Consider the following 12,353-nt stretch of genomic DNA (forward strand, 5'->3'; position numbering starts at 1 on the left):
CGGCGGCCGATGCGACGGAGTATTTCCAGATCCCGACCGGACGTGTGGTCGAGATCGGCACGCAGGTGGCGATTTAGGGCATGCCGCGGTTGAGAAGAATCGGTGCTGTCAGATTGATTGAGCGGTAAGGAAAATCAGGTAGCAGCGCGCCCGGCACTGTAAGTTTCATCGGCTTGATGCAGCGATAGCTGGCCGGGACGGCTGTGACGCTGTAGCGACACAATGCATGGCGGCGTTACGCAGGTCTCGATGTTGAGCCGATGACAGCGCATTGCAGGGAAAGTGGAGCAGGTCGGCAATCGGATCATGGATGGAAACGAACCGCTGAAGCTGGCGTGCCGACTTGAAGCGTTTCATGATCCTTTCGCGTCGTCGGGTGGGCTGGTGCGAATTTTCCGCTCGATTATTCAGGCCTGTGTGCGACCGGTGTTCGACGCCGGGCATGAGGTCGCGCATGGCGGCATCATAGGATCGGAGCTTGTCGGTGATCATGATCCGTGGTGTCTGCCCTTGAGCCTTCAACCTGTGCATCAGACGCTTTGCCGCCTTGGCATTTCGGCGGCTTTGTACCAGCACTTCGAGGACGAAGCCGTCCTGATCGACGGCACGCCAGAGCCACTGCTTCTTGCCACTGATAGCCACGACACATTCGTCGAGATGCCATTTGTCGCCCATGCAGCCGGCTGACCGTCGCTTGATCTCTCGGGCGAAATTCCGTCCGAATTTCTCCGCGCAGCTTCGAACGGTCTGATGCGTGACGATGATGCCGCGGGCCGCCAGCATGCCCTCAACCATGCGCAGGCTGAGCGGAAAGCGAAAGTAGAGCCATACCGCGTGCGCAATGATCTCGGGGGAAAGCCGTGGCGACCATAGAGCGGACCACGAGCAACTTCTGACATGGCCCAGTGTACGCACATCTTCATAAGCTGTCGGTTGACTTTACGGTGCCGCGCCAAGCGAGCAGCATCCGGCCGGCGGGGCCGACCCCGTCTCCCGGCCGTGAGCAGAACGGCATCGCGCAGGCGCTTCATCCTCGACGCGGCCAGCCTGCTTTGCCGTTACCGCCGCCGCCGAAAGCGCCAGGCGTTGCCGCCAGGCGCCGATCCGCCGGCAGCGGTTCGTCTCCACCGATGATCCGATTGCCAACCAGTTCCACTTTCTCCCAATACCTGCGTAACGCCGCTATGCAAATCTGGAACAAAATCGCGTATGTCGCCGCAGCATGACAGCCGTCCCGGCCAGCTATCGCTGCATTAACCGCTGATATCTTTACACTGCCCGCACGCCTCTCGCGCGCCAACGGCCAGTCGGTGTCGCGAATTGAGGCGCGCTGAAGCCGTCCGGCTCAGCCGATCATGGCGCTTCGGTTGCCGGGTTCGAGGTCGTGGCCTCTGCCGCTGCGCGATTCTAGCATTTGCGCCTTGGAGAGCTCTGCTTCAGCCTCGGCGAGGCATGGCTCGGCTGCGGTTCTCTGCCGCAGAAGGTCCGATTGCGAATTCTTGACGTTGTCACGACGTAGGCGAGCGGCCTTGGCGAACGTCGGATAAGCGAAATGATTGACATCGGAGATGCCGGCCTTCGTTTCCTCGGCGTTTATCTGGAAGTCCAGTTCTCGCGCCATGCGTTCGAAATCGGCAATCATCATGTCTAGCTGGTGCAACTGTCGCCGCTTCTCATTCACCTGAAATTGCTTCAGTCGGACCAGACTACCTCGGGGCTTCATGACTCGGTACTCCGGTACACATTTCGTCCAATTCAAACCGCTCTCTCCCCTTAACGTTAGGCCTACAGCGACTCTCACGTTTTCTGCTGCGAGCGGAAACATATTTTCCAAAATCCTTGCCCGATGGCTATGAGTTCAATGGCATCGACAAGCATGCGAGCGGGGGACTTAAGGGGCGGTAAAAAAAGGCGGAATAGGGCGATTTTCACAATGTCTGCATATGAACGCGTTGGGACCTGCGGCGGCTTGACACACAAAGCAATCGTCAAGATTTGCGACATGGACGCCGGGGGGCATGAATACGCCCGCCGTCAGCTACACGCCCCCCGATTTCCGCCGCCTATTATCGCCCACGCGGTCTGGCTTTATTTCCGGTTTCCGCTGAGCCTGCGCCTGGTTGAGGAAATGCTGCTGGAACGCGGCATCGCGGTTTCGTATGAGACAAGTCGCCGTTGGGGGCCGGACTGCGCTCGCTGCTTGCGCCGCAAGCCGCCGTGCCGGAATGATGTCTGGTACCTGAACGAGGTGGTCGTCACCATCGCCCGGCAAAAGCTTTGGTTGTGGCGCGCCGTCGACCAGGATGCGTGGCCAACCATGCCTCCTTTGGACACATGGCCTGCGCGAGGCAGAGCGCGACCGACAGCGCCGATGGCTTCTCAAGGGTGAGGCAGAAACCGAGAATGCAGCGCGTGGCCACGTCGCTAACGATCGTAAGATATGCGCGGCCGATGAAGGTTCCACCACCGTCGACGACCTCAACGAAGTTGATGTCGGTGGGTGTGTGATCGATCTGGCAGACATCCAGCGGGTGCGTGGCATGGATGTAACCCGGCCGCGCCTTGAGCCGTTGAAGGATGCTTCGGGTTCGCTGATCTTTTCCTCGCGATCTACTCGGGGCTGAACAGCGAGGGTATGCGACGCGCGACGGTGAGATAGGATGGAGTGGCCAGGCCGGCCTCCTCGCAGCGAGCCCGGACCTCGGCCACGACGGGAGCGAGCGGCGGAGCCTCCAGCACGAGCCACTGCGTCTTCACGATGATCTCCTCGATACCCTGGTCAAGGCGCTTTTTCCGAGTCCCCTCCCCGTCGCGCAGCAGCGACGTCACGGTCCGGTCGATGCGGTAGCGCGCCAGCAGATTGTAGATCTGGCGGGCGCAGCTCCGCGGCGGCCCGCTCGATCGGCGCCTGACGGGGCCCCGCACCATCGAGGATCTTATCCAGCTCGCGGGCTACACGACGTGCCGCGGACCATGCTTCATCGGAGAGAGATGGGGAAGGAGTTGCTTTTCGGTTGTGTAATCGGTTCGGCAAATGACCAATGAAATCGTTAGCGGAAAATCGGGGCTGTCGTAGCGCTAAAACCTAAACAACACCTAACTTTTCCCTGTTTGAAATCGGGAAGTAAAAGCGACACCGGTAAACCAGCGAGCCATCTCCAATATGTGAATTGTGGATTGCTCCTCGACGGGAGCTGAGGGGCGGCTCCGCAAGCCTTACGACGCTCTTTGCGAGCCGTAGCTGCCGAGCTGGCAAAAGGCCGGGCTACGTCGCGCCAGCGCAATCGGCGCGCAGAAAATTAGGCCTACCCGCTTCGGGACCGCGGACCTCGTCAGCTTCTCGTAAGTATGCCCGAGTAGGTTGCTCAGCTGATCTGTGGACGTGAGGCTAGCGTGAACCGGCACAAATTTGACCTATCCAATGTAACAGCTTGGCGGCAGGTGCAGCCCCCGGCATCTCAAGAGCAAGCGGCACAGGCCGGGCAAGCGGGCTTTGAGCAGCGCTTGGGCGAGGCGCGCCGAGCCGCTGCCCAAATTCCGGCCCCCGGCGTTCCGGCTCTGCCAGACCCGTTCCATCCTCATCCGTCTCAGGGAGACCTGAGCCTCATCGAAGCCGCGGCCCCATGGGTAGCGCAGCCCATGATGCAAGGGAGCGGACAAGAACACGCCGCGGCGCCCTACGCCGGAGGCAGTGGATCGATGCTGGGTGCCTCGGTGCTGCAGCCGGGTCACTCAACGGCGCGCCATCATCATGCGCCGGATTCGTCAGTGGTTGATCTGAATCCCCCCGCACCGTCCGAGTTGCGTGACCCTGCTCGTTCTGTGCCGGCGGCGATGCAGCCAGATCCTTCAATAGTGGTCTCCGGTCACGACAAGCGTCCTCTTTATTCCAACGATGCGACTGTTGTCGAAGGGCTGAGGTCAGCACTCTATGCCGGTAAGGTCGGGGAGCGCTCGGTCAAGCGCCATGTAAATTCTCTTCTCGGCTTCGGTCGTTGGCTCTTTGATAATAACAGGCCGGGATTTGCTGCTCGGCTTGACGCGCTGGATCAGGATCTCAAGGAGTACGAGAGCAGGGTCGGCCCCTCGGAGTACGAGAGCAGGCGTGGCCCCTCGGACGTGGCTAGAGCAGTGGGTCGTCTCAAGACGTGGGCGGGCGGAGCGCCAGTGCTGGGCCGCGCTGTCCTGACTCCCGACCCTGCCGACGCCGCGCTCATCAGAAAATACACAGCGGCTCTCATCAAAGAGTACAAGGCAGCGTCTGCGACCGAGCCGAATCCCGCTACCATTCAGACCTATGGATCTGCTCTTAGACGTTTTAGTCAATACCTGGTTGAAAACAACAAGCCGGGGATTGCGGATCGGCTTCACGAGGGGTCGCTGGATGAAGATGCCAAGCGCTATATGAACACCGGTGGGATCAGTGCACTAGCTCATCTCCGGAAGTCCGAACTCAGGCGCGAAATTGCCCTTGCTGCTCGTCCGGAAGACGCAGTCGGCATGGAGGCTCGTGCCATTGGGGACGCCGCTGCGCAGCATAGCGGGCCGCAGAAGGCATTGGGTCGGCCAGAGAAGCTCCCTGGGAAAGCTAATGAAGACGGGCGGGTGCTCGGCGCATTGCAATTGCTAGGCGACCAACATATCCAGAGGGATTACCAGCTCCTGGAGCAGGAGTTGCAGGGGAACAATCCAGAACTCGCCGCCCGGACGCGGTTCGTGGATCCCCTCGTAGCCCATTCTCATCTGCGCTTCGGCTCCGAGAGCGACAGGCTAAGCGCATTCCAGCGCATCGTCCATAATCAGAACGGTAACGACACAGCCGACTTCCTGTTTGTGCCAGTGAGCGATGCCGGTACGACTCGTGAGGAGCGCGGCACCCATTGGTCGCTGCTATTCGTTGATCGCCGCGACCGGGCACGGCCGGTTGCCCATCATTATGACTCCGCCGGGGAATACAATAAAGAGCTTGCAAAAGAGTTCGCAAAAAGGCTGGGCGCCCGCCTGGACTCACCCCGCATGGCCCAGCAGAGCAACAGGTGGGATTGCGGAGTCTACGTGGTGGACGGCACGCGGGCGCTGGTTGGGCGATTGCAAAGATGGCAGCCAGATGACCTGAACCTCAACAACCTCGTCGTCAATCGGCAGGCACTACAAGCCCGACTCATGGGTGACGATACATCTGGAACGGCAAATTATCTCACGAACTTTGAACTCATGGACCGACACGCCCGAGACGCGGTTAAGGAAAGCCCCGTTGGGACGGGGGACGCCGCTGCGCAGCGCAGCGGGCCGCAGGAGACATTCAGTTGGCCGGAGAATCTCCCCCTTGGGGAAGCTAATGAAGACGACGCTGTTGTGGCATCGTCTTTCGTGCCTGGGCACCATCACCAAGCCTCGGATCCCGCAGGGTCCTTTCGTCCCCTGAGCTGGCGCGACGGCGACCAGCGCGCGCTGGACGAGCGGATCGCTGCACAGGACAGGAGCAACCAGCTACCAAGCGAGGAGGTCCTCATCAACCGTGAGCATGATACAGCGGAGTTGAGACCAGCGAAGAGGCAAAGGACCCTGAACAGTCGTCTGCAGGACGTTGCCACTGAGCCGCAGCTGAGCGAGACCGGCAATTCAGGCGCTCGCGTGCTGATGCAGGCCCCCACCCATCAAGTGGGTGCATTGCCATGGGAGGCGCAGCCCATGATGCAAGGGAGCGGACAAGAACACGCCGCGGCGCCGTACGCCGGAGGCAGTGGCGAGCACCTGGCACCGCAAACCGGAGGCAGTGGGTCGATGCTGGGTGCCTCGGTGCTGCAGCCGGGTCACTCAACGGCGCGCCATCATCATGCGCCGGATTCGTCAGTGGTTGATCTGAATCCCCCCGCACCGTTCGAGTTGCATGACCATGCTCGTTCTGTGCCGGCGGCGGTGCAGCCAGATCCTCCAATAGTGGTCTCCGGTCACGACCAGCGTCCTCTTTATTCCAACGATGCGACCGTTGTCGAAGGGCTGAGGTCAGCACTCTATGCCGGTAAGGTCCAGGAGAGCACGGTCAAGCGCCATGTAGATTCTCTTCTCGGCTTTGGTCATTGGCTCTTTAAAAACAACAAGCCGGGATTTGCCGCTCGGCTTAACGATTCGTCGCTGGATCCGGATCTCAAGGAGTACCAGCGCAAGAGTGGCTCCTCGGACGTGGCTGGGTCACTAGGTCGTCTCAAGACGTGGGCGGGCGGAGCGCCAGTGCTGGGCCGCGCTGTCCTGAATCCCGACCCTGCCGACGCCGCGCTCATCAGAGAGTACACAGCGGCTCACATCAAAGAGTACAAGGGAGCGCCTGCGACCGGGCCGAATCCCGGTACCATTCAGGTCTATGGGTCTGCTCTTAGACGTTTCAGTCAATGCCTGGTTGAAAACAAAAAGCCGCGGATTGCGGATCGGCTTCACGAGGGGTCGCTGGATGAAGATGCCAAGCGCTATATGAACTCCGCTGGGATCAGTGCACTAGCTCATCTCCGGAAGTTCGCACCCGGGCGCAAAATTGCCCTTGCTGCTCGTCGGGAAGACGCAGTCGGCATGGAGGCTCGTGCCATTGGGGACGCCGCTGCGCAGACCGCGGCACAAGCTCATGGCCACGCAGGAGAGCAGGGACCCATCTCTCAAGTCGCGCCAGCGCCGTTTGAACGGCACTTGGGCAAGAAGCGCGAGGCCCAGGACGGACTGACGAGTACACTTGACAGGAGCAACCTCGTGAACAGCGGGGGCGTCATCATAAACAATGAACATTACACAGCGCTGTTGAGACCGGCGAAGAGGCAGAGGACTGATAATCCGCAAAGCCGCGCCATGGGGCGGCAACTGAGCGAAGCAACCACAACGTCCATCAGCCAAGCCTCCGATCAAGCCCGAGCGGACCTAATGGCTTCCTTCAGAAGCAGGGAGCGCTCCGACGCGGGGCGTTGAGCTCCATGGCTGGGGTCAAATCGCCAAACCGACGCAAATTGTCGGACAGGGGAGGCCGCTGAGCCTCATCCGCTTCGATGAGAGCGGCGTCGGCGGGTTCGTCGCAAACTTTTCGGAAAGGTCATTTGCCGCAAAAAATCGCTTGCGGCATCGCGACGAGCACTGAAGTCGATCAGCAGCCGCAAGAGCCAGTATGTCAGCAACCCAGCTCGAACACATCTCAACCGGTGAAAAGGTTCTCGAAGTCCGCGAGGCCCCCGCGGCGGCCATCATCATGTACGCGTTGCGGCACCTCGAAACCGCTTCCCTTGCGTCGGATCAATCGTGTTGAATCAGCAAGCCTGGCCCCAGGAGGCGGTTTCAGGTGCATGGCGCAGTACTATTCACAAGAGGGTGCGAACGGGGCATAGCGTGCGCACTAGAAGGCGTCAGCGGGAGCGTCAGCTACATAGTCGATAACACGCGCTTTTTACCTCGGTCTCGGCTCGCAACGATGGATTGCTAACGGCGAACTCATGCTGGTCGGCAAGGCGATACTGGCTGGAGCATCAACTCGGCCGACGAGAGTGGCCACACCATCCTAGACAGGATCGGCCGATATGCCCGGCATCGCCGCTCTGCAAAAAGCACAGCGGGCATCCAGACGTTGCCGGGTTGACTATGGGTGTCCGAACCGCGAAAAGAGGCCGCTCTTTCTGAGTGGCGTGCGCCGGCAGTCTAACCCCAAGCCCCCCGCCCGGGCTGCCGGCGCGCTTCTAGGAACATCGAGGTAGATGACGAGACTCCGAACTACATTTCCAAAGCTATCGGTGGATTCACATTTCAAGCCCAATCGATTTCCTACAGCCAGGCGTTGCGGCTGCTCAATGACGAGTAATCTCATCAAGGTCTGCCACCATTAAAATTGAGGAAGGTGCGATATTTTTCGGATCGCATTCTGAAACGCATCTTTGAAAGCCAGACAGGCGCCCTCCCGGAGCCGACGCCCTTGACGAAAGCAGACGGGGGGCTCTCCACAGAATCAACTCGATGAGCCGCTGCGTGAATTGGCGCAGGACTTTGACGATACAGTTTGATGTGAGGCTAGTATGAACCCGCGAAATAGTAATCCATCCCGTGTAACAGCTTTGTCGCAGGTGCAGGACGCCGGCTTGGAAGACGGGCAAGCGGTCCAGGCCCGGCGAGTGGGCTTTGAGCAGCACGTGTCCGAGGCGCTCCGGCCGCTATTCGATGGTCGAGCTGACGAGCCGCCTACCGGTCCAGAGGAGCTTCTGCGACTGGAACAGGGGTTTCGCGAGGTGCTTCAGCGAGGGCAGGATCATCAAGCCGCCTCGTCTTTTTTCCGCGATCCAAGGATGCCCGCTGGACGGGATGACCCCAAGGGAAGCGTGTCGGACGCTTTCGCAGCAGCCGGCCCTAGGGACGCCGGAGTTGAGGTCGCCGCCCCGCCAGTGTTAGCTGCCAGCCAACAGCAGATCCGGCCCTCGCCACTTGCGTTTGACCGACCGGTATCATCCTCGGCTGCTGCAGGCGTGCGCTTGTATGCCCCTTCGATGATCTCTCGGAAGACCAGTTCCGAAAACTGCGATCAGTTGCCCGCCTTGTGCTGCCGCCTCGCCGTCGAGGTCGAAACGCCCGCGAATCAATGGAAGGTCAGCGGGCCATGGGGGCAGAGTGCAACGGTATCTACACCGCCTATTTGAGGGGAGAGGTACACTTGGCTTTCCTGTTCCAGCAGCATCCGGCCGCACACCGACGCGATGGGGAGCTAGAATTCAAATCGGACCTTCGCAAGGCACGCACCGCGGATCAAACGCCGTTCGTTTGGGAAAAATGGCTCAGTACCGACAAAGCTTCTGTAATGGCCCTAGTGGCCTCGGTTGCGCTCTTGGTCGCGATACAGTGGCAAGACCCCCAGATCAACGAGGCGGTCCTAAGCGAACTGCGGACGATTCAGATCAACTACGCATTGCTCCAGCGAGACGTCGCCCGCGCCGACATGGTATTGGACTTCCGTTCCGTTGCTTCTACCGGGCAAGCATTAAAAAGGAACCTTCAAAACTACCAACGCCTTGTTGAGATTTCGCCCAATGAGAGCTCCGGGGTGCACTCCAGGTTGGTTGCACAGCTCAAAAAGTCCCTCGAAAACACAGAAGCTGCCATCTCGGCCTCGGCCGCGCAAAATGAGCTTCTGCAAAGCTCTCTCGTACGCTTTGCTCGCTCGGCTAATCGCCTTCGGGGGGGAGTGTCGAACAGGCCTGAATTTTCCAATCTGATCCTTCAATTTTCGGCCAGACCGGGATTCAGCCTCGCATTACAAATCGATCAGTCTCTCCGCCGACTTCCTCCTAGCCAGGACCAAGTCACGGAGGATGTTGCCCGCGAGGGCCGCGCTATCCTGTCCTCAATGTTGAGGTTGGACCGCGCTGTCAATCGGATCCCATCCTTCGACACGTTCGCCAAGGCTGCCGAATTGGAGCGAGAACATCTGAAAGCCTACAGCTTCGCCAGCGCGCAAGCGCAGCGTACACGACTTTTCTTTGGCTTGGTGTCCATATGCCTCTGCTTGTTTGCGACCATTCGAGCCTCCACGCTGCATGTGCGGACGAACCGGTTGGAAAGGCGGTTAGAGCTTGAAGCGGCGATGAGTGAGATCGAAGCTTGTTTCATCGACAGTCAAGCAACGAAGGCTTCGCGGCGCTTCTCCACCGAAGCAGCGCTTAGACTCATTCAATGCGTTTTCAATGCGGATCAATGCGCGCTTGCTCTGGTGGATCCGAGTATCAGCAGGAATACCGAGTACTTTGTCGCGAACAAGCGCATGCGCGTCTGGAACGCCACGCTAATCAATGAAGTCGTCTCACTTGTACACCCGGAACAGCCAGTGTTTCGCGTCGTTCCCGCCTCGGAAGTGGTTCGGACTGCCGTAGGCACTACCGGTGTTTGTCAAATTGTTGGTTGCAGGGCCTCCGATCAGCAGGCTGCGGTTTGTATCCTTGTTTTTGAAGGAGATCGCTCACCACCCTCCACAGACGACCTCCTGGTTCTGGCGAGCGCTACTGTGCGTTTAGGCAACCATCTTGAAATGCAACGTGTACACACGGAACGTAACCTTTTTGAGAGTCGATGGGAGCATGCGGAAAGGCTGACGGCTGTCGGCACAATCGCAAGCGGCGTTACACATGAATTCAATAATGTTCTAGGAGCAATAGTCGGCTACGCAGAGATGGCTAAAGGTCTTGTGCGTCGCCCCTCGAGAATTCGGGGCCACATCGGCCAAATTATCTTGGCCAGCAACCGAGCCAAACTGATTATTGACCAAATTTTGTCACTAAGCCGAAATCGGAAGCGCGTGACGATGCCTTTCGACGTCTCGGAGAGTGTAATGGATCTCGCGCCATTGCTGCGGGTTGCACTTCGTGTGGATGTTCAGTTGAACTTCAAGATCAACGAGTGGCAAACGGTAATCGAGGGCAGCCCGACCGAGATACAGCAGATCCTTATGAATCTATGCAAGAACGCGTCGGAGGCTCTCTTGAATGAGGGCCGTGTCGAGATTAGCGTTTCTCGCGCTCACGTCTGTCAAACGAAGCCCGTGGCTAAGGGCACCTTGAAACCGGGAGATTACGTTCTCCTCTCCATCAGCGACGATGGCCAAGGAATCGCAAGTTCGGTGCTTCCGCATATCTTTGAGCCCTTTTTTACCACGCGCTCTCGCGTCGGCGGGACCGGACTGGGTCTTGCTGCAGTGGACCGCCATGTGAGCGCGCTCGCAGGATGCCTTGACGTCACCTCGGCTGTTGGCCGAGGTACACGCTTCGATCTCTACTTACCGGCCTGCGCTGAGGAGCAGGTCAGAGCTGATAGCGCTTTCGGCCCATGCGATGGATCACTTGGCAACGGAGAAATCATTGCAGTCGTTGACCCCGATCCAGCAGCGTTGGAGATCTACAAGGATAAGATCGCCGCGCTGGGTTATAAGCCGGTCGGCTTCGCGACCTTCGAGAGTCTTTGCGACTGGATCGAGAGCGGGAAGGCAGCCGACCTCCTAATTTTCGATAAAGCGACTTTCCTCGGGCCAGGACAGCCCGAAGCCGTACGTACCACCCTGATGACGGTGCCGATCATCGTCGTTGGTGGAAGCGACCCCATGCCGATCACATCTGGTAATCAGACCTTCGTCCTTTGGCTAGCCAAACCGGTCTCGTCCAGGACGATGGAGCATGCAATTCGTAGGATGATAATGGCATGATGCCGCCGACGCGCTCAGGATACCGAGCTACCGAGGCAGTCGGAGGCGGAGCCGGCTGGGATCCAGCAAATACAAGAGCGTCGGACGATCTCTGCGCACCCGGCTCATGGCGAGTTCCCCTCGAACACTGTCGTCGGCTTCCGCCCAAGGAAGGGCTCCCCGACCACGGCAAACCTGCCGCCGTGCTCGTTACCATCAAGGACAAGTCGCCCCGCGATGGGGTCTGCGGGCCTCCATCCTTGACAAGTCACTGCGCGCTGGCGGCGATAGGCGACGGGTAATATAAGGTCGGGACGAGGAGATGGTCGCCAATCGGTCACGCAAGATGGTTGACGAAATGACTCGAGAGCAAAGCTTGACAATCATCGCCCCATTCACGCCAGACTTCTCCTGTGCGTTCATCATCGGCTACGGCTCCTCGCTGCCCCGACAAGGCTATCGCCGCCCGGCCGGGCAAGCGATATCCCAGGTTCCGACGTGTTCCTTTCATGCTAGATGGACCTAGGCCCGGCAGGGCGGGAGCATGAGGCTGGGTTCTCGGTCGCGGATCTGTGAGGCAAGCACGGGGTAAGCGACGGCTCGACCCACCATTGGGAAGGCCGGCTTCGGCACGGAGGTGCGGCCTCGGCGTTGAGAGGCATCGGATCGGGTGTAGCAGGACTTTCGAACTAACTGCCGACAACACACTGGATAGGCTGTCCTCGTCGTTCGGTCCAGTTCACCAACGCCTATGTCGACATTTTACGGCGCTTCACTACTAACCGGGCACCGCACGATGGCAGCTCGTTCTCTCCGGCAAAAGATACTCCCTGTGTTAGCTTCCGTCTTGTGTGCTTGCCCTCACCTGCGGGATACGTAAGGCCATCGCTAAAAGCATCGAATGCGGCAGCGACAGCGCGAATCCCAAAGCGATGCTCCCGCCGTACGCGGACAAAACCGTTTTCGAAGTCCACTATTCCGTCCTTGGCCAGCATCGCCAAGCGCTCAGCCGAATCGCGAAGACGGATCGGATCAGATCCGTGGGCGACACAGATTGCCGGCACGTCAGCCTCGAAATCGCACATTAGTCGCTCGATAATTGCGGCTCGCACGCGGTCGTCGTCTGTGAGGCGATGGCCCTTCGATGTCGCCAGTCGGCCAGCTGCGATGT

3 protein-coding genes and 6 pseudogenes are annotated in these 12,353 nt (G+C 59.4%); 4 read left to right on the plus strand and 5 right to left on the minus strand.

What is annotated here, in order from left to right; all coding sequences use genetic code 11:
• Positions 1 to 165: 165 nt before the first annotated feature.
• From NKI61_RS30445 to NKI61_RS30455, 3 genes and pseudogenes are all read right to left on the minus strand, one after another.
• Positions 166 to 899 (minus strand): annotated as a pseudogene (locus NKI61_RS30445) (IS6 family transposase).
• Between the two features lie 50 nt (positions 900 to 949).
• A pseudogene (locus NKI61_RS30450) lies at positions 950 to 1,110 on the minus strand (DUF1403 family protein); the annotation flags it as partial.
• A 235-nt stretch (positions 1,111 to 1,345) separates the two neighbouring features.
• On the minus strand, positions 1,346 to 1,723 hold the full coding sequence (locus tag NKI61_RS30455) for a flagellar export protein FliJ (RefSeq protein WP_352480573.1): 378 nt from the start codon (positions 1,721 to 1,723) through the stop codon (positions 1,346 to 1,348).
• Between the two features lie 295 nt (positions 1,724 to 2,018).
• Here NKI61_RS30455 and NKI61_RS30460 point away from each other — a divergent pair.
• A pseudogene (locus NKI61_RS30460) lies at positions 2,019 to 2,311 on the plus strand (transposase family protein); the annotation flags it as partial.
• Here the strand turns inward: NKI61_RS30460 and NKI61_RS30465 are convergent.
• A pseudogene (locus NKI61_RS30465) lies at positions 2,310 to 3,034 on the minus strand (TnsB C-terminal domain-containing protein); the annotation flags it as partial. The pseudogenes NKI61_RS30460 and NKI61_RS30465 overlap by 2 nt on opposite strands.
• A gap of 767 nt (positions 3,035 to 3,801) precedes the next feature.
• Between NKI61_RS30465 and NKI61_RS30470 the strand changes: the two are divergent.
• The 3 genes and pseudogenes from NKI61_RS30470 (at position 3,802) to NKI61_RS30480 (ending at position 11,203) form a co-directional block, all read left to right on the plus strand.
• Positions 3,802 to 6,951 carry a Ulp1 family isopeptidase gene (locus NKI61_RS30470; protein WP_352842074.1) on the plus strand — a complete coding sequence of 1,050 codons (3,150 nt, stop codon included), beginning with the start codon at positions 3,802 to 3,804 and terminating at the stop codon, positions 6,949 to 6,951.
• Positions 6,952 to 7,723: 772 nt separating this feature from the next.
• Positions 7,724 to 8,027, plus strand: a pseudogene (locus NKI61_RS30475) (type IV secretion system ATPase VirD4); the annotation flags it as partial.
• A gap of 641 nt (positions 8,028 to 8,668) precedes the next feature.
• Complete coding sequence (locus NKI61_RS30480; protein WP_352842076.1) at positions 8,669 to 11,203, plus strand: two-component system VirA-like sensor kinase; 2,535 nt, start codon at positions 8,669 to 8,671, stop codon at positions 11,201 to 11,203.
• 728 nt (positions 11,204 to 11,931) lie between these two features.
• Here the strand turns inward: NKI61_RS30480 and NKI61_RS30485 are convergent.
• A pseudogene (locus NKI61_RS30485) lies at positions 11,932 to 12,353 on the minus strand (hypothetical protein); the annotation flags it as partial.

Origin of the sequence: Mesorhizobium sp. M0514, assembly GCF_040321145.1 — a bacterium.
Classification (GTDB): domain Bacteria; phylum Pseudomonadota; class Alphaproteobacteria; order Rhizobiales; family Rhizobiaceae; genus Mesorhizobium.